This window comes from Empedobacter tilapiae (assembly GCF_004785645.1).
GTDB lineage: Bacteria > Bacteroidota > Bacteroidia > Flavobacteriales > Weeksellaceae > Empedobacter > Empedobacter tilapiae.
Genome location: NZ_SRPE01000006.1, coordinates 206,249 through 225,849, shown reverse-complemented (window position 1 = coordinate 225,849; position 19,601 = coordinate 206,249). Strand labels below are relative to the sequence as shown.

General features: G+C 30.5%; 19 protein-coding genes. 7 read left to right on the top strand and 12 right to left on the bottom strand.

The features are described 5' to 3' along the window. Position 1 precedes the first annotated feature (1 nt). From E4J94_RS10145 to E4J94_RS10135, 3 genes are read left to right on the top strand one after another with little or no spacing between them, the layout of a single operon-like run. Positions 2–457: a hypothetical protein gene (locus tag E4J94_RS10145; protein ID WP_135835693.1), complete on the top strand. Its 456-nt coding sequence runs from the start codon at positions 2–4 to the stop codon at positions 455–457. 18 nt (positions 458–475) lie between these two features. Then, complete coding sequence (locus E4J94_RS10140) at positions 476–1,036, top strand: RNA polymerase sigma factor (protein ID WP_135835692.1); 561 nt, start codon at positions 476–478, stop codon at positions 1,034–1,036. Next, entirely contained in the window at positions 1,023–2,363 is a 1,341-nt protein-coding gene (locus tag E4J94_RS10135) for a porin family protein (RefSeq protein WP_135835691.1), read from the top strand. The genes E4J94_RS10140 and E4J94_RS10135 overlap by 14 nt, the downstream gene beginning before the upstream one ends. Before the next feature lie 12 nt (positions 2,364–2,375). Here E4J94_RS10135 and E4J94_RS10130 read toward each other — a convergent pair whose 3' ends face one another. Continuing rightward, complete coding sequence (locus E4J94_RS10130) at positions 2,376–2,813, bottom strand: DUF2141 domain-containing protein (protein ID WP_246034298.1); 438 nt, start codon at positions 2,811–2,813, stop codon at positions 2,376–2,378. Positions 2,814–2,889: 76 nt separating this feature from the next. Here E4J94_RS10130 and E4J94_RS10125 point away from each other — a divergent pair, with 76 nt between their 5' ends. Next, positions 2,890–4,854: a ComEC/Rec2 family competence protein gene (locus E4J94_RS10125; RefSeq protein ID WP_135835690.1), complete on the top strand. Its 1,965-nt coding sequence runs from the start codon at positions 2,890–2,892 to the stop codon at positions 4,852–4,854. On the opposite strand, the gene E4J94_RS10120 is transcribed toward E4J94_RS10125, so the two are convergent. The 4 genes from E4J94_RS10120 to E4J94_RS10105 all read right to left on the bottom strand — a co-directional run bounded on the left by E4J94_RS10120 (position 4,844) and on the right by E4J94_RS10105 (position 11,274). Beyond that, entirely contained in the window at positions 4,844–5,287 is a 444-nt protein-coding gene (locus E4J94_RS10120; protein WP_135835689.1) for a thioredoxin family protein, read from the bottom strand. The genes E4J94_RS10125 and E4J94_RS10120 overlap by 11 nt on opposite strands. 15 nt (positions 5,288–5,302) lie before the next feature. Next, entirely contained in the window at positions 5,303–7,387 is a 2,085-nt protein-coding gene (locus E4J94_RS10115; RefSeq protein ID WP_135835688.1) for a peptide MFS transporter, read from the bottom strand. A gap of 29 nt (positions 7,388–7,416) precedes the next feature. After that, on the bottom strand, positions 7,417–8,943 hold the full coding sequence (locus E4J94_RS10110) for a peptide MFS transporter (protein ID WP_135835687.1): 1,527 nt from the start codon (positions 8,941–8,943) through the stop codon (positions 7,417–7,419). Between the two features lie 171 nt (positions 8,944–9,114). Then, the gene (locus E4J94_RS10105) at positions 9,115–11,274 is read right to left on the bottom strand and encodes a S9 family peptidase (RefSeq protein WP_135835686.1); all 2,160 of its coding nucleotides are present in this window, start codon (positions 11,272–11,274) and stop codon (positions 9,115–9,117) included. A 174-nt stretch (positions 11,275–11,448) separates the two neighbouring features. Between E4J94_RS10105 and E4J94_RS10100 the strand changes: the two genes are divergently transcribed. Genes E4J94_RS10100 through E4J94_RS10090 form a run of 3 tightly spaced genes read left to right on the top strand, consistent with a single transcriptional unit; the run spans position 11,449 to position 13,580 of the window. Further along, positions 11,449–12,804, top strand: a complete 1,356-nt coding sequence (locus E4J94_RS10100; RefSeq protein ID WP_135835685.1) for a hydroxymethylglutaryl-CoA reductase, degradative — start codon at positions 11,449–11,451, stop codon at positions 12,802–12,804. Then, on the top strand, positions 12,804–13,292 hold the full coding sequence (locus E4J94_RS10095) for a YkgJ family cysteine cluster protein (protein WP_135835684.1): 489 nt from the start codon (positions 12,804–12,806) through the stop codon (positions 13,290–13,292). Before E4J94_RS10100 ends, E4J94_RS10095 begins: the two co-directional genes overlap by 1 nt. Beyond that, positions 13,293–13,580, top strand: coding sequence for a hypothetical protein (locus E4J94_RS10090; protein WP_135835683.1), 288 nt, complete (start codon positions 13,293–13,295; stop codon positions 13,578–13,580). Between the two features lie 37 nt (positions 13,581–13,617). On the opposite strand, the gene E4J94_RS10085 is transcribed toward E4J94_RS10090, so the two are convergent. The 7 genes from E4J94_RS10085 to E4J94_RS10060 form a co-directional block, all read right to left on the bottom strand. After that, positions 13,618–13,992: a hypothetical protein gene (locus tag E4J94_RS10085; RefSeq protein WP_221411287.1), complete on the bottom strand. Its 375-nt coding sequence runs from the start codon at positions 13,990–13,992 to the stop codon at positions 13,618–13,620. 207 nt (positions 13,993–14,199) lie between these two features. Beyond that, on the bottom strand, positions 14,200–15,240 hold the full coding sequence (locus E4J94_RS10080) for a PorT family protein (protein WP_135835681.1): 1,041 nt from the start codon (positions 15,238–15,240) through the stop codon (positions 14,200–14,202). Between the two features lie 28 nt (positions 15,241–15,268). Beyond that, positions 15,269–15,934 carry a hypothetical protein gene (locus E4J94_RS10075; RefSeq protein WP_135835680.1) on the bottom strand — a complete coding sequence of 222 codons (666 nt, stop codon included), beginning with the start codon at positions 15,932–15,934 and terminating at the stop codon, positions 15,269–15,271. Beyond that, on the bottom strand, positions 15,918–16,493 hold the full coding sequence (locus E4J94_RS10070; RefSeq protein ID WP_135835679.1) for an RNA polymerase sigma factor: 576 nt from the start codon (positions 16,491–16,493) through the stop codon (positions 15,918–15,920). The genes E4J94_RS10075 and E4J94_RS10070 overlap by 17 nt, the downstream gene beginning before the upstream one ends. A 91-nt stretch (positions 16,494–16,584) precedes the next feature. Next, on the bottom strand, positions 16,585–17,010 hold the full coding sequence (locus E4J94_RS17840) for an MFS transporter (protein ID WP_246034297.1): 426 nt from the start codon (positions 17,008–17,010) through the stop codon (positions 16,585–16,587). Beyond that, on the bottom strand, positions 17,010–17,831 hold the full coding sequence (locus tag E4J94_RS10065; protein WP_246034296.1) for an MFS transporter: 822 nt from the start codon (positions 17,829–17,831) through the stop codon (positions 17,010–17,012). Before E4J94_RS10065 ends, E4J94_RS17840 begins: the two co-directional genes overlap by 1 nt. Positions 17,832–17,833: 2 nt before the next feature. Further along, positions 17,834–19,567, bottom strand: a complete 1,734-nt coding sequence (locus E4J94_RS10060; RefSeq protein ID WP_135835678.1) for a thiamine pyrophosphate-dependent enzyme — start codon at positions 19,565–19,567, stop codon at positions 17,834–17,836. Between the last annotated feature and the right edge of the window lie 34 nt (positions 19,568–19,601).

The window sequence follows — 19,601 nt, the reverse complement described above, 5'->3', positions numbered from 1 at the left end:
TATGAAAACAATCAAAAGATTAAGCTCTTTAGCTTTTATGGGGTTATTAGGTTTAACAACATTTAGTTGCCTAAATACCGATGATAATGATAATATATATACTACAGATGGATTCTTTGTTGGAACAAAAATAGAGGTAAATATGGATTCTATTCAACCTGTAGGTAAGCAAACTAATGTCCATGTTACTTTCACAACAAATAATTCATGTGAGAATTTTGCGACTTTCAGAGAATTAAAAGAAAGTAACGATTCTGTAAAAAATATTGGTGCATATGGTACACTTACAAGTGGAAATAATTGTATAAAGGAAACAAAATCTGTTACTAAAACCTACAAATTCACTCCAAAAAGAACAGGAAAAAATACTATAAGAGTTTGGGCTGGTAAAGATGTTGTTGATCCAACAAAAGATATTTATATTGAAAAAATTTTAGACATCAAAGAAACTAAATAATATAAAGTCCAATAAGTTTTGAATAATGATTCTCTTGAATATTTAATCAAGCAATGTCAAAAAAAAAATAGAAAAGCTCAAGAAGAAATATATCTTGAGTTTTCCCCTATTTTATTTTCGATATGTTTACGTTATGCTGAAAATTACGAAGACGCGCAAGATGTTTTTCAAGAGGGTTTTATTCTCATATTTAATAAGATAAATCAATTTAAATTCGAAGGTTCTTTCGAAGGTTGGATGAAACGAATAATGGTGAATCTAAATTTAGAGAAGCTCAAGAAAAAAAATCCTTTACCTTTTGAAGATTATGAAAATCTTATTGTAACCAATGATGAATTTGAACAAGAATTTGAACAAGAATTTGATTATCAGCAATTGCTAGAAGCTGTTCACAATCTTCCTCCGCAATATAGGCAAGTTTTTAACCTCTATGTTTTTGAAGAGTTTTCCCATCAAGAAATTGCAAAAATACTCACTATTTCTATAGGAACATCAAAATCCAACTTATCAAGAGCTAGAAATTTATTAAAACAAAAACTAAACCTTTTAAAAACTGTCACAAAAGATGAAGAAATTTGATAAACATATAAAAGATAGACTATCTCAATCTCAAATTCCTCCAATAGATGCTTGGAAAAACATTCAAGAAAAATTAGACAAGGAAGAAAAAAAACGACGAATCGTTCCTATTTTGTATTGGATTGGATCTTCTGCTGCATGTTTTGTTGCTGGAATTGGAATTTATTATTTATATCAGAATGATGCGGTTAACGTTAATCATATTCCAACTAATGAAATTGTAAAAACTAACTCAACTTCAGGAAAATTTATCAATAAAGAATCTGATAATAGTGGAAAAATAAACGAAAAATTGACTGATAAAAAGATTATTTCTTCTGTAAAAAAATCGTCTGAATTGAATGAAAAAACAAATCATAGTTCAAGTTCATATTTTGAAAATGTAATTGGAGAATCAACTTTATTTTCGAATACAATTACGGATCAAAAAGAAGATAACATACAAGAATTAACTCAAAAAGATAATTTTGTTCAAAATAGTTCTTCAATAATTCCAAAAAATAAAATTTCTGAAAAAGAAGCTAATCCTGAAATTCTAAAAGAAAAACCATTAGAATTAGTACTTGAAGAAGAAAAAAACAGGAAAGATGAGGAAATAAACGTGAAATCAAAATCTCCCATTTTAGTTGTTTCTTCTTATGTAAATCCTACAATGATGTTAGATTCAAAATCTATTTTAGATGATGAATTTAACGATTACAATATTAAAAATAATATTACTGTTGCATATGGAGCAAAAATCTCTGTTCGCTTAAATGATAAATTGAACATTCGTTCAGGAATAGCAAAAGTAGAATTGGAACAAAACACACATAATGTAAATTCAGGAATCAATACTGGTGTTTATGCATTATCTACAGTTAGTCCAAGTTTATCTAATAATATTAAGTATCATAGCAATATTAGGGTGATTTCTGATAATGTAAGTCAAAACGTTACAATGACAATGTTGGCTTCTGAAGCAAATGATATGGAACAAAAAATTCATTATCTTGAGATTCCATTAGAAGTTGAGTATAAATTGGCTAGTTTCGATAAATTTAATCTCCTTGCTACAGCTGGAGGAAGCTATTATGTAGTAACTAAAAATACAATTTCTTTGGCTGATACTAATACAAAATCACAATATACACTTGGTAAAGCAAACAATTTAAATAATATGAGTTATAGTGCAAATGCTGGTGTAAAATTAGAATATAATTTATCTCATAAATCAAGTATCAATCTTGAACCTAATTATAAATATATGCTTAATCCTATTCGAAATGTTGATGCCAAAAATCCTTCTTTATTAGGCATTAATTTAGGTTTTTCGATCAAATTTTAAATAAAGACGAAATTATTCTTCGCCTTTATTATTGTTTAATTTGATTACAATTGTATTATTTTCTTCCGTCATTTCCACTTTTGCTTCTTCAAAAGTAGGTTCTCTCAAAATAGGATCTAAGTTTTTCGAAAAACCATAAGGTTCTTTACGAACACCTAAAAAGCTTTTGTCTAATTTTTTATTATTGTTTGTATCCAAAAAAACTTTTACAGCATAAAATGTCGGTTCAATATCCTTAAAAACCGTTTCGTATTTATCTATTTCCGCAACAGGAACATACAATTTTTTAAATGCATTTTGGCCTTTTGTATAATTTTCTACATTTCTATAAAATTCTATAGCCAAATTTCCTTTCATTTTCTTAAGATTTGTGATTGATAGTTTTACATCAATTTGAGCCATTGCTATTTGAGTAAAAAATAATACAACTAATATAAGAATCTTCTTCATTTTTTTATTTTTTTAATCAATTCATTTACAAACACTTAAAACCTATTATTTGTAAATAAAATTATAAATTATTAGAATGAAAAAGTATCTCTTTTTTTTCCTAACAATCTGTTTCTCAATTGGAATAATTATTTCTGAATTATTAATTCCTGCAACAAATTTACGAATTATATTTTTTTTACTAATTATTCTACTTTTTATCTCATTGTTAAAATCTAATAATCACCAAAATAGTATACCTTTTTTAATCACTTCTATTATTTTAGGCTACTATATTCATCAAAACTATAATCAACATAAAAATATTGATTTAGATTCTACCTCAAAAATTCATTTACTTAAAGTCGCTTACAGTTCTAACTCTACCGAAAAATACACCAATTATGTTGCAAAAGATATACAAACGAATGAGCAGATTTTACTTCATATCAAACCTAACCAACAACCTTTATATCCCAATGATGAAATTATCATTTTTGGAGAAAAAAAAGAAATTCAAGAACCATTGAATCCATATCAATTTGATTACAAACGTTTCTTAAATAGAAAAAGAATTTATTCTCAAGTATTTGCAGATGATATAATTTCTATTTACAAAGAAGGAAAGGGATTCCAGAACTGGGTTTCAAAATCGAAAGTAAAAATTCGAGAAAAGCTAACAGAACAAGGTTATTCGCTTGAAAGTAGAGCGATTATTTCGTCTATGCTTTTAGGTGATAGAACAGAACTGTCGCAAGAACTGAATCAAAGTTATATTGCAACTGGAGTTGTACATATTTTATCCATTTCAGGCTTACATGTGATGATGATTTATATGATTTTGCAATTCGTTTTACAACCTTTATTAAAGCTAAAAAATGGTCGGAAAATTAGAATAATTATTAGCTTAATATTCATTTGGGTTTTTGCTTTTTATGTCGAATTGGAGCCGCCAGTTTTTCGTTCTGCGTTGATGATTACCATTTATTATATCAGTGAATTACTCAATCGTCCAAAAAATATTTTCCATACACTTTCGCTTTCTGCTTTTATCATTCTAGTTTTTCAACCCAATTATTTGTTTGATGTTGGCTTTCAACTAAGTTTTTCGGCGGTCTTTTTCATTGTTTGGCTCAATCCAATTTTCGAGCATTATTGGAAGGTTAAAAATAGTTTTCTGAAGAAAATAAAGATTATGATTGAAACAAGTTTATCTGCACAACTGGGAACTTTACCAATTTCGGTCTTGTATTTTAATCAATTTTCGGGTTTGTTTTTATTCGGAAATTTAGTTTTGATTCCAGCTTCTTTTTTGATGATTTGTGGTGGAATAATTAGTATCCTTCTCATCATTTTTGATCTTAATATTCCAATCTATACATGGATTTTCAATCATTTTATCTATTATTCAAATCAATATATTTATTGGTTAGCAAGTTTCAAGTTTATTGCGAAAGATGTTTACATCAGTTTATTTACCGCGATTTTGATTGGCGTTATTTTATATGCATTGAAACCATTATTTCTAAAAAAATCTAAACTAGCATTATTTGTTTGTCTAATTTCTTTATTTCTAATTCAAGCGGAGCGATTTTACCAAGTTTATCAACTCAACCATTCGAATGAATTAATCGTTTTTAATCAATATAAGAATAGTATTATCGGAATAAGAAATCAGCGAAGTTTAAGCATTTTTAGCGAAAATCCTTTGGATGAGAAAACATATAATTTCACTATTAAACCATATAAAATCCATGAGCGAATTAAAGATGTTTGTTTCTATTCTTATGATTCAAACTTTAAACATCAACATTTTATCAAACATCCAAATACTATTGAAACGAAGTCATTTAAACTCTTATTAAATGAAGAAGGTTCAGCACTTCCTTTTTATGTGTTAATTCATCAATCAAAGCTTTATCCTTTCGAAAATAATGAAAATTTAAAAAGGGTAATTGCTGATGCCAGCAACTACCCTTCTATTCTTACAGAACTCGAAACGAGTTCGGATTCTGTTTTATGGAAAACCTCTCAACAAGGTTATTTCTTAATTAAATTTTGATATCGTTTATGAAATCTGTTGAACTACGATAACCCAAAACAATTTTGTTAACATCTCCTTTTCCGTTCATCAAAACAGTTGCAGGATAACTCAATTGTCCGTTTGTAAAGGCATACGCCATGTAATTTGCTTTAGCAGGCACAATATATGTGTACTGAATTCCCATAAATTTTACCATATCCTTTGTTTCAGCATCAAATTTTACCGCAATGTAATTTTTGTTTACATAATCTGCTACTTTATTATCTGCAAAGGTTTCTTTATCTAAACGCTTACAGAATCCACACCAAGTTGTATAAAAATTAATCAATACTGGTTTTTCTGGATGTGCTTTTATTTCTTTTGTTGCTTCGTCTAATGACAACCATTTAATTTCTTGTCCGAAAAGAAATGATGATAAAATTAGGGCAGCGATTGCTAAGCTTGATTTCATAAATTTCAATCTTTATTATTTAACTCCGTGCATCAATTTCTTCATTACTGGATTTAATGCCATAACGATTAAACCTGCTACAATTGGTACAATTGTAAAGATTAAGAAGAAAGTTGATAACGAATATTCTTTTGTAATATTTTCGATTTGACCTCCTAAAATGGCTGCCAATTTGTTACCAATTGCAATTGCAAGGTACCACATTCCGAACATAAATGCAATCATACGAGCTGGAACTAATTTCGATACGTACGAAAGTCCAACTGGAGATAAACAGAGCTCGCCCAATGTGTGGAATAAGTAAGCTAAAACTAACCAGATGATAGAAACGCGAACGCCTTCTGAAATTCCGTAAGAACCGAAAGCTAAGAATCCGAATCCAATTGCCATAATGATTAATCCTAAACCATATTTTACAGAAGCTGACGGGTTGTATTTAGAATCCCAAACACGAGAAACTAAAGAAGCTAATGCAATAATGAAGAAAGAGTTTAATGTAGAAAACCAAGAAACTGTTATTTCTACTTGAGAATCTTTAATCTCTGCTACTTTCGCAGGAACAATTTCAGATGGTTTATTTTGATTTTTATATTCAGCATCTAATTTCACTAAATTTTCAGAAGAAACTAATACAAATTTATCTCCTTCTTTATGAATATTGATTTCACTTCCTTTAGTTAAAGCATCTTGAGAAGCTAAATTAATTGTTTCAGTTACAATTTTATCTGTAGAATTTGCTAAATAAGAGGCTGTAACTGGAGTTTTATCAAAAACAGGTTGACCTTCTTCGTTGATAATTTGCTTACCAGCATCGTCTAATTTAGCCGTTTCAATTGCTTGGTAAGAAACATCGTAAGAGTGAGAAGTCCAGTTATAATTTAACATCCAAATTGCAGCAGCCCAAATTCCTAAAAACGTAAACGCTAAAACGACATTAGATAAAGCCGCTTTTTTAAATGTTTGTTTTGCTAATAAAATCAATACATACGAGATGAACAATAATGGAACAACTGTTAATAAAGTATTGAAAACATTGAATGCCATTGCAGCTCCTCCAATTAAGTTACGTTCTGTATTATCACGCGCAAAGATTACCAATGATGTAGCTCCTTGCTCGAAAGACATCCAGAAGAAAATAACAAAGAATGCGAAAATAATTACCGCAATCATACGATCACGAACCACTTTTGTGTAATTTGCTAAACGACGAATTACTACAAAGAAGAATAAGAATAATGCAACTAAAATAACTACATTTTGTCCAGATAATCCTCCGATAGAGAATGGAAATAAGTTAATTCCTCCAATTGCATTTAAAGGATCATTGAACGCGTAACCTAATCCTAAAAGTGTCATAATAACGATCAACACTTGATCTAATAATGTGAAAGGATTTGGTTTTTCTCCTGGTTCGTATTTAGGTGTTTCATCATCTGCAGTAATTTGATTTCCTGTTTTTGATGGAACCTCACCAATATGCCCAAATAATGGTTTTGCTAACCAGAATTGTAATGTACCTAATAACATGAAGATTCCTGCTAAACCGAATCCCCAGTGCCATCCTACTTTTTCTGCTAAAAATCCACACAACATCATTCCGAAGAATGCACCAGCGTTAACTCCCATGTAGAAAATTGTATAAGCACCATCTTTTTTCTCAGGAAAGTCTTTGTACATTTCTGATAAGATAGATGTCATATTTGGTTTAAAGAATCCTGTTCCAATAACCAAACACGCTAATCCTAAATATAAAAAGATAGGTGTATCAAAAGCCATAAATGCGTGACCTAATGTCATAATAATCGCACCAACTACCACTGCCCATCTATAACCTATATATTTATCGGCAATAATTCCTCCAAAGATAGGTGTAATGTATAATAACATTGCGTATGTCCCATACAAAGCGGTTGCTTTTTCTATAGACCATTCCCAACCTGGATTTAAACCAATAACTGCAGCTGTTAAAAACTGAATTAATAAAACGCGCATTCCGTAGAATGAAAAACGCTCCCACATCTCTGTAAAGAAAAGCACGAACAACCCTGACGGATGCCCAAGTACTTTTGAATCAAAGAAATTTTCCGATTTCGAACTCATGTTTATTTGTTAAATGTATATCTTAAAAGTTATTTTACGTCTTGCATTAATTTACGAATTAATGGTGATACTAATATTAAAATGACTCCTGCTACAACAGCATATAAAGCAATTTCTTTGTAACCTTCTGCATAAGAAAAAAGACGTTCTAAGTTGCTCGCATTTTCATTTGTAGAGTTTGACATTCCTGCCCCTATCATTCCTGCAACATATTGTCCATAGGCAGAAGCTAAGAACCACATTCCCATCATCATTCCTTGTAAGTTATGTGTAGAAAGTTTTGTCATAATTGATAATCCAATTGGTGATAAACATAACTCTCCAAATGTGATTACTAATAATGCTAATGTAAAGAAATTTAATGAAGTAATACCTTCTGCATTAGCGAAGAATTTTGTTGCAAATAATACATAATATCCTAATCCTAAAAGAATAAATCCTAAACCAAACTTTACAACTGTATTTGGTTCAATCTTTCTCTTAGCTAACCATAACCATAATAATCCTAATAAAGGAGCTATTAAAATAATGAAGAATGCTCCTCCAGAATTGTTTACTCCATTCGGATCTAAATGAACACCTAGTAAATTAGAATCTAAGTTTTTAGCAGCATAAATACTTAATGATCCTCCAGCTTGTTCATAAATTCCCCAGAATAAAATAGAAAATAAAATAAAAATTAATGCTGCATATAATTTTTTACGTTCATTCGCTGTTACTTTTGTCATTTCATAAAACAAATATAACAACGTTATTGGTCCTACTGTATACATAAAATAATCAGTATAATCAGTATTTTTTACCATTGCCATAATTAATGGAATAGATAGAAGTGTACATACATAAACAGCTATCTCTTTCCATAAAGGCATTCTTTCCGTTTCACCTGAAGGCAATATTTTACGAGGTTGTAAACCAATTGGACCTAAATGTCTTTCTGTAAAAAAGAAATTTACTAAACTGATTAACATTACAAAAGCAGCTAAACCAAATGCAACATTCCATCTGTGTGCTACATCAATAAAATCTGTAAACAAATGCCCTTTACCAATTGCTATACAGATGTATCCTCCAAGGAAAGCTCCTAAGTTAATTCCTGCGTAGAAAAGTGAGAAACCAGCGTCTGTTCTTTCGTCGCCTTTTTTGTATAACTCTCCAACCATTGTAGAAATATTTGGTTTGAAAAAGCCTGTACCTACTACAGTAAAAGACATTCCTAAGAAAAATAATGAGTGCGGATCTGTTGCTAAAAGTATACTTCCTAAAATCATTAAGGATCCTCCCCAAAATAATGACTTCCTAAATCCTAAAATTTTATCGGCAAATAAACCTCCTACAAATGTAAAAGCATATACAAAAGCCTGAATTGCGGCGTATTGTAATTGAGACTGAGCTTCTTCAAATTTCAATTGATCAATCATGAAGAATACTAACATTCCTCGCATTCCGTAGAAGCAAAATCTCTCCCACATTTCAGAAAAGAAAAGACTCCATATTTGTTTTGGATACTTTCCTTTAAAATTCTGAATTTCCTCTAAAGTTAATTCTTTACTCATAATTTCTTTAACTAAGCGCTAATATATCATTTAGATTTTATTAGCAATCAACGAAAATAAAAAAAACCTCTGACAATGTCGAGGTTTTTTTTGTTTAATGCATGATTTTTGTCAATTTGAATGACTATTTATTCCAATCATTGGCTTATTCTAATAAATAAAGCTTTTTTCTTACAAATTCTTCTTGATAAAATTTGTCATTTTACGGTAAAGCTGAATACGAGTATTACCACCATAAATTCCGTGATCTTTGTCGGTATAGATTGCCATATCAAAATCTTTGTTTGCTTGTACTAATGCTTCCGACAATTCAAATGTATTTTGTGGATGTACATTATCATCAGCAGAACCAGAAATTAATAAGAAATTACCTTTCAACTCATTTGCATAATTAATTGGTGAATTATCGTCATAACCAGCTGCATTTTCTTCTGGAGTACGCATAAAACGCTCTGTATAAACAGAATCATAATAACGCCAATTTGTTACAGGAGCAACAGCAATTGCTGCTTTGAACACATCCGCACCTTTAAATAAAACATTCGAAGACATGAAACCTCCATAAGACCAACCCCAAATTCCGATACGAGATTTGTCTACATAAGGTAAGTTACCAATCTCTTTTGCCGCAGCTATTTGATCTTCTACTTCATATTTTCCTAATTGCAAATATGTTTGTTTCTTGAAAGCTTCTCCTTTGTATCCCGTTCCACGACCATCAACACAGAAAACAATATAACCTTCTTGTGCTAACATCATGTGCCAATAATCATTCGAATTGAAATAAGCATTGTTTACATTCTGAGAACCTGGTCCAGAATATTGATACATCAATACTGGATATTTTTTAGTTGGATCAAAGTTTTTTGGTTTGATAACATAGGCATTCAATTCATTTCCTGCAGCAGTTTTCAACACAAATAATTCTTTTGTCCCAATATTATCTGTATTCAATTTATCTTTTAAAGAAGTATTGTCAACGATAACACCCAAATCTTTTCCAGATTTAGATTCTACTAAACTAATTGTTTTTGGAGTCGTTGTATTAGAAAAAGTATTAATGAAATATGAAAAATTCTTACTGAAAGCAGCCGAATTTGTTCCACTATTTTTCGTTAACATCGTAGTTTTCTTACCATCTAAACTAACTGAAGAAATTTGTCTTTCTGTCGAAATACGTTTTCCGTTATTTGAGTTAGATTGATAATAAAGTGTTTTATTTCCAGGATTATATCCATAGTAATTCGTTACTTCCCAATCTCCTTTCGTCACTTGATTGATTAACTTTCCGCTATCTGCATAATGGTAAATATGGTTATTTCCATCGCGCTCAGAAGTCCATAAGAACGAATTATCTGCTAAAAATTCTAACGTTAAATTATCCGTTTCAATCCACGCTTTATTTGTTTCAGTAAATAATTTATTTACTTTTTTCGTGTTGATATCATAAAATGAAACATCTACATTATTTTGGTGACGGTTAGACGTTACAACCGTTAATAAATTCGCTTTTGTAGAGAACTTAATTTTCGGAATGTAATAATTCTGAACTCCGCCTAAATTAACATTTGCAGTTGAGTTATTCTTCGTATCAAAAACATGTAACGAAACTTCCGAATTGTCTTGTCCTGCCTTTGGATATTTGTAACGTAATTCTTGTGGATAAAGATTATTGTGGTAAATCGGAATATTAATTTCTTTCACTTTCGATTCGTCAAAACGAACATAAGCCAAAGATGTTCCGTCGGCATTCCAATCAAAATTTCTTACGAAACCAAACTCTTCTTCGTAAACCCAATCGTTAATCCCGTTAATGATATTATTCTTTTTACCATCCGTTGTAACTTGTGTTACTTTATTCGATTTTAAATCTTGAATGTATAAATTATTCTCAAAAGCAAAAGCTACTTTAGACGCATCCGGCGAAAACAAAGGTTCTTGAATTCCTTTTCCATCAAATAACAATACTTTCGATTTTGTTTGCGTATCATACACTTCAAACTTTGCTGTAAACGAATGGCGATAAATTTGGTGCGAATTAGTTTGTAATAAAACGTAACGCTCATCAGAACTAAATTCATATCCTTCAAACTTTCCAGGAACGACAACAATATCAGAAGTCTGACCTTTTTTTAATGTCGATTCGTACGAACGTTTAACCAATCCATCTTTCGTCAAGATTGTATAATTTTCTCCATCGTTTAATGAGTTAACACCGTACAATGAATTTTCGCGGTATTTTCCGCCATATATTCCTTCAATGGTTATTTGTTGTGCATAAGAATAAGCGCCCATTACTAAGACAGCTAAACTTAAAATAATTTTTTTCATAGTTTTACCTAAAATGTGAGTTCAAACTATCAAATATAATCAATTATATTTTTTAGAAATATCATTTAACCGAATAATGAACATAAATAGAAGATGTACAAAAAGTTTTAAGTATTTTTATACATTCTATCAATCAAAACGTTTGTAATTTTGTCTTATAAAAAAATATCCAATATGAAGCATCAAGCAGTAGAAGGTTTTTCGAAATTATCGAAAGAAGGAAAAATTGAATGGGTTGTCAATGAATATTTAAATGGAGATGAATCTGCCATCAAAGTATTGAAACAATATTGGAATGATGATGCAGATTTACAAAAACTGCACGACGAATTTTCAGAAAATACAGTTTCTAATTTCTATATGCCGTTTGGTTTAGCGCCAAACTTTTTAATCAACGACGAATTATACGCTATTCCAATGGCAGTTGAAGAGTCGTCTGTTGTTGCTGCGGCTTCTAAGGCTGCGAAGTTTTGGCAAACACGTGGTGGTTTCAAAACAACTATTTTATCTACAACAAAATTAGGTCACGTTCATTTTATGTACGAAGGTGACAAAGAAAAGTTGCAAAATGCTTTTGAAACAACGATTAAAAATCAATTAATCGAAACGACAAATGATATCACAAAAAACATGCGTGCGCGTGGTGGTGGAATTTTGGCTTTAGAATTAATTGATAAAACAGCTGATTTAGAAAACTATTATCAAATAAAAGCTTCTTTCGAAACGATGGATTCGATGGGCGCAAACTTTATCAATTCTTGTTTAGAGCAATTCGCCAAAACATTACGAAACGAAATAGAAGCTAACTCAACTTTTACTGATGATGAAAAAGATTCAGTTCAAATCGTGATGTGTATTTTATCGAATTATACGCCAGATTGTATTGTTCGTGCAGAAGTTTCTTGTCCAGTTGAGCAATTAGCAGAAGGAAATGTAACATCAGAAGAGTTTGTGGAGAAGTTTTCTCGCGCTGTTCGAATTGCAGAAATAGAGCCTTATCGTGCAACAACACACAACAAAGGAATTATGAACGGAATTGATGCTGTTGTAATTGCTACAGGGAACGATTTCCGTGCTGTAGAGGCTTGTGCGCATACGTATGCCGCGAAAGATGGTCAATATTCTTCATTAACACATTGCGAAGTAAAAGATGGAATTTTCCGTTTTTGGATTGATTTACCAACTGCGCTTGGAACAATTGGAGGATTGACAGCTTTGCATCCATTAGTAAAATTAGCGATGGGAATTCTTGGAAAACCAAATGCAAAAGAATTAATGGGATTTGTTGCTGTTGCAGGATTAGCACAAAACTTTGGTGCATTACGTTCTTTGGTCACAACAGGTATTCAGAAAGGACATATGAAAATGCACTTGATGAATATCTTGAATCAATTAGAAGCAACTGAAGAAGAAAAGAAATATTTTGTAAACTATTTCAAAGATAAAACGGTTTCTCATCACAATGTAATTGAAGAGTTTTGCAAACTTCGAAATGTAACAAATATTGAAGAGATTAGAAAAGACAAATAGTGGATTTAGAAGAATATTTTGCGAAAGCGAAAGAAAAACAACGTGAGCACAAGAAGTTTTTAGAGAAGTTGAAGAAGAAACCTCCTAAAAACTTGGATCAAAAAATGGAAGAAATTCACGAAGATGTTTTCAATCGTATTGATTGCCTTTCTTGTGCGAATTGTTGCAAAACAACTGGTCCGCTTTTTACACAAAAAGATATTGAACGTTTAGCGCATGTTTTTCGCATCAAGCCAAGTCAGTTTATTGATAAATATTTACGAATTGATGAGGACAATGATTACGTTTTACAACAGTTGCCTTGTCCTTTTTTAAATAACGAAAATTATTGTTTGGTTTATGAAGATCGTCCAAAAGCTTGTCGAGAATATCCACATACTGATCGCAAAAAATTTTATCAAATCAATCATTTAACCTTAAAGAATACATTAATTTGCCCTGCGACTTATGAAGTAGTGGAACAAATGCAAAAAGAAATAAAAATATAAATGGATACACCTCTAAAAATAATCGCATTCATTATGTTGATATTTCCAACGATTTATCAAGGAATTGCTGGATTTAGAACAAAAGATTTAGCTATTGTTAAAAAGATTGCTTGGCGAGCAGTTTTGATGCAAGTTATGGGAACTTTACTAGCTTATTTTATTTTTATTAAAATTGGTCAAGATAAACAAGTTGCTATTTATGTTGGCTTTATGTTTTTTACTTCACTTGCAATATTAGTTTTGATACAGAATGTTTTGATTTACTTAAAAAATAATAGTAATAACTAAAAAAAACGTCGCTCTATAAGCGACGTTTTTTTAGTTATTAAGCCAATAAATTTACAAATTGTTCAGCTTTTTCGGTCAATTTATTTTTTACCTCATCATAATTCGAATCAAAAAAACTACGTAATCTAAATTTTGATTTTTTGGTTTGAATAGTTAAAATTTGATTTCTTTTGAGACGTAAAATATCCTCTTCTTCGTATAAATAATAAATCGCACGATATGGAATTTCATCTTTTTTAAAAATTGTTCTAATTTCAAAAGTTTCTTCTTTCAACTTAAATAAAGTTAAGTTAAACGTTAAATCATATAAAATGGACATAGATACTAATAATGAAACCATAAAAATCCCAATTCGTAAAAAAGGTTCCTCAATCCAAAAACTTCCTCCAAACCAAAATGTTTTAACAAACATAAAGTTGATTATCATTAAAATTAAAAAAATGATAATTGGAATGATTGTTTGCCAACTAAGTTTTGATTTTATCATTGTTTTTGGTTTTTACTAATTTACATTTTTTTGAGTTTTGATTTCTATTTTTTTACAAATAAAAAACCTCAGAAAAAACTGAGGCTAATTATATAAAAATGTTATGTTATAAAACTATGTTTAAGTTGTTTATTATAAACCAAGATTTATGCCAAACTGAAGCATTTTACGATTATCGAACGTATTATCTTTAAAATAGTTATTAAAATCTTTTCTTACAAATACATCTACTAATCCTAAACCAATTGTTATTTCAGCTCCGTAGATAAAATTATTTACATTATAGTTTCCACGTTCTTTATTACGAACTCCATCTCCTTTATAGATATTATTAGAAGACAATAAGGTTCCTCCATATAAGTAAGCTGCTACATAATGTTTTCCTTGCGGACGATAAGCGAAATCTTCTGTTATATTTTTCACTTTAGAAAAATTATATTTAAACCCTACAGGAACCATAAAATATGCAGAACGCAATTTTGATTTATCTAATGACTTTTCATTTTTTACTAAACCGACATTTCCATTTTCATCACGATTAAAACGCATATCATCATCAATACGATATGTTCTCCATGAAAATAAACCTCCTGCTAAAAAATTTAAGGGGCTCGTTAATGATAATTGTCTTTCATAAATTAAACCAGCTGTAAGATTACTTGAGAATTTTTCGTGTTTGTTTAATTCTTCATCTTTTTTTCCTGTGAATGCCATGTAACCAAAAGACCCGTACCCATTAATCTGATTAACAATTCTATAACGTTTCGTTACATCTTGTTTCGTTTTTGGTGTTATTGGATCTTCTCCATTCATTATAGAAAAAGCAACTTGCTGCTTAATAATATCATCTAAATTGAAATTAACCTCTTGAATACGATCATTAATAGTTCCTGAATATACACTTGCAATAGCTTCTTTCTTTGCTGTTGCTTCCGAAGCATTTAATTTACCTTCCGCTAACTCTTTGTCTATAGCTGCAATTTTCTTTTCCATTGCAGACTTTTCTTCTTGAACAATTTGGCGAATGACTAAAGTAAATTCACTAATACGATCTTTTACTATTGGACTAATTTTCTCATCATTTTTATCATTCAAATCAAATGTAAATTTCTGAGCGTATATAGATGTAGCCGATAGACATAATAATCCTGCTACGATAAGTTTTTTTATCATAATCTTGTTATTTAATTAATTTGAATGATTATTTGAAGCCTATAGAAACCACTCGTGATTGATTAGACTCTTTTAGATTTTCTTTATTTTCTATAGAATACAATAACATATTTGGATCTACAAAATTCTTTTTCTTTTTATTATTCTTTATAGAATCAGTTGCAGTATTTGCTGCTAGATTTTTCTTTTGTTGAGCTTCAACTTTCAAATCTTCTTTCTTTACTTGACTAACTTCTTTCTTTGTCGGAAAAGTCATTTCAACCTGTTGCGACTCTTCATTGATAGCAACTTGTACTTTACCATGTTTTAGTGGCTTTTTCTCATCTTCTCGTGGAATCTCAACTTCTTTTTTAGAAGAATCAACTTTTTCATTATTTGCTAAAATTGATTCTGAAGAATGAATTGTATTAGAATCTGATTGAATCTGTTGAAAATTATTCTCTTCTTGATGATTAACAAATTCTTTTGGATCATCATTTATAGATTGATTCATCATCAATAGATAAACTGATGTAGAAATAGTGAATAAAGCGACTGCAGCAACCGACAACCACCATTTGAAATTAGATTTTCGAGGTGCTGGAGCGACATCCATACGAGCCTGAATTCTATCCCAAGCATCATGAGAAGGATTTAGTTCACGATTTTCCAAATCTCCTTTTATATAGTTTGATATTTTATCGTTGTTTTTCATTTGTCATTTTCTTTTTACTTAGAACAATCTCTTTCAGTTTTGCTTTTGCACGAAACAATTGTGTTTTGCTTGTTGATACCGAAATATTAAGCATTTCTGCAATTTCTTGGTGCGAATAATCTTCGAGAATATGAAGATTAAATACCAATCTATAAGGTTCTGAAAGTTGATCTAATACTTCTTGCACATTAAAATTTAACCACGTTTCCTCTATTTCATCATCTACCTCATCATAGTTCGCAACTCTTACATCATCTACATAAATAAGTGTTTTATTTGCACGCAAAAATGTTAAACATTCATTTACCATTATACGACGCATCCAACCTTCAAAACTTCCTTTACTTTGAAACTTTTGAATATGATTAAAAACTTTACAAAAACCATTAATCATACAGTCTTCTGCATAATGCATGTCTTCTATATAACTTCTACAAATACTCAACATTTTTTTCGAGTTTTGTTCGTAGAGTTCTTTTTGCGCCAAAGCATCGTTCTTTTTTAGCCGTTCGACTAAAATTTCTTCTTTACTTTTTCGATTTAATACAAATAATTTCACGTGTGTTAATTGCTTTCTTATTTAATAGACTCAAGGTTTCTAAAAAGGTTACAAAATTTAAGAAAATTTATTGAAAATAAAAAAAGCTCTGCTAATTAGCAGAGCTTTTTGTTTTATGACCAGTTTCTTTTACTAATACTGTGAGAATAATTGCAATAAATATTCCAATTATCCAGAACCAAATAGCATCATGAAAATGTCCTAATTTATCTGTAACGATTGTGATTTTATTACCATACATTTTAGCAAATATAGGGCTTATGAAAGAAGTTACACCAAAAGTTAAAAAGTTTTGAACTCCAGTTGCTGAGCCTTTTACATAATCAGGATTTGCTTCTTTTATGATTGAATAAGGAATCATTGCTACTCCAGAAAATACACCAAAAACAAATAAAGTAATTTTTGGATTCATTAAATCAGAAAAATAGATTAATTGAAGCAACATTATAATCATCCCAATACAACCTATTAAAATAATAGGCTTTCTCTCTTCTATTCTATCTGTTAAATATCCCATTAAAGGACAACCAAAACCCAACCTAAGGATGCCATAGCGGCAGTTATAGCAGCAGTATGTGCATCAAATCCTAAGTCTAATTTAAAGAATGGAACTGCCCAGGTCATCGCAAATATTGTTGTTGGAATAAATAATAATCCTGAAATAGCTCCAGAAAGCCATGAATCTTTATTACTAAAAATTATTTTAAAAGGTTCAATAAAAGAAGTCTTTTTACTTTTTTCGATTTCTTCTACCGAAGCTTTTGGAGTAATAATTAACATTGCAATTGCAGGAATTACACATAAAATACCAGCACTTATCCAAAAAGCTTTATAACTTAAACCATTTGCTAACATTGGTTCAACAACAAATTGTCCTGCTGCACCACCTAACATTCCAATACACTGCGTAAAACCAATAGCAGTAGCTAATGATTTTGCAGAAAAACCTTTTGTAGCTAAATATACACAACCAGGAAAGGCAAATGCACTACCAGCTCCTTGTAATAATCTCCCTGTTAGTCCAACAAATTCAGAAGAAATAATAAATAGAAGACATCCAATTCCTAGTATAAAACACCCAGCACACATGGAATATTTAGCTCCAAATTTATCTAAACAAATCCCTGCAATTAATGCACAAATCGCATAAGTATAATAATAAGTTCCTACTAAGGATACCACATTTTCATTAGAGACAGCAAAGTTTTCTACTAAATCCTTTATCATTAATGATGGAGCAGAACGAGTAGCATAATCAATAAAGTAGAAGATTAATCCTAAAGACCAAGCTATGATAAAGAGTTTCTTACTGGATTGTGTAATGGAAGTCGAACTCATAATTATAAATCTTTAAGATGTTTGTAATTTGATTTTATCGTATCCATTACTTCATCCATTTTTCCTCCTAACATTAATTTAGCCATGGATTTTGTCATTCCTATCATTTGATTAAAATCTATTTTTGGGGGCATTGCTAAGGCATTTGGATTCGTGAAAACATTTAATAAATAAGGTCCTTTATGTGCAAAAGCCCTTCCTATTGCTTCAGGCAAATCATCAGGATTTCTAATTGCTTCACTTTCTATCCCCATTGCTTTTCCTATTAAAGCAAAATCAGGATTTTCCATATCTGTTTCATTATCTGGTAGACCTGCAACTTCCATCTCTAATTTTACCATTCCTAGTGTTCGATTATTAAAAACAATTATTTTGATAGGTAAATTATATTGTTTAATTGTTGCTAAATCACCCAATAACATCGAAATCCCTCCATCTCCACACATTGCAATAACTTGTTTTTCTGGATAAACCATCTGCGCACCAATGGCCTGAGGCATTGCGTTAGCCATAGATCCATGATTAAACGAACCCAACATCTTACGTTCTCCAGTTCCTGTAATATAACGAGCTCCCCAAACACAACACATTCCTGTATCAACTGTAAAAATGGCATCTTTTGTTGCTAATTCATCAAGTAAATATGCTGTGTACTCAGGTTGTATAGCATTATTAGACCCTTTGTCATGTACATATGTTAATTTGTTTTCTAATACTTTTTTGTACAATTCTAATTGACTATCAAGAAAATCTCTATTTTCTTTTGTCTCGACTAATCTTAATAATTCTTGTATAGTTTCTTTTGCATTTCCAATTAAGCCTAAATCAACTTTTGCTCGTCTTCCTATCTTAGACCCTTCTGAATCAATCTGGATAATTTTTTTATCAGTTGGAATAAAATCCTTATAAGGAAAATCCGTACCAATTAAAATAATCAAATCTGCTTTGTGCATTGCATGGTAAGCAGAAGGTTGACCTAATAGCCCTGTCATTCCTACTTCATTTGGGTTATTTGGTTGTATGCTCATTTTTCCTTTAAAAGAATACCCAACAGGTGCATTTAATTTTTTAGAAAATTCAATAATTTCTTGATTTGCTTCAGAAGCTCCGATTCCACAAAATAAAGTTACTCGTTTAGCTTTATTAATAAGTTGAGAAGCTAGATCTAATTCAGTTTGATTTGGAATAATAATAGGATTATTGAAAAAGAAAGTGTTAGTATAAGCCTCTTCAATAGCATCCATTTCTGCAATATCTCCAGGAAGTCCAATAACGGCAACATCTTTTTTTGAAATAGCATGTTGTATAGCTGTTTGAACAATACGTTGAACTTGCTCTGGACGAGTAATAATTTGATTATAACAGCTACAATCATCAAAAAGCTTTATAGTATTAGTTTCTTGAAAATAATCTGTTCCAAATTCAATTGTTGGAATAGTAGATGCTATAACAAGTAAAGGTGTTCGAGATTTATGAGCTTCATAAACTCCATTGATTAAATGAACGTGACCTGGACCAGAACTTCCAGCACAACAGCCTATTCCATCTAATTCAGATTCTGCGGTCGCTGCATATGCTCCAACTTCTTCATGACGTACATGAACCCAATCTATATTATCGGATTGCTTGACAGCTATATTAAAAAAGTTTAAGCTATCTCCAGTAACAGCATACACACGTTTAATATTTGCTTTTTCTAATAATTCTACAATTTGATGAGAAACATTTCTTGCCATAATAGTAATTTTTTGTTGTTAATGAACAAGTTAA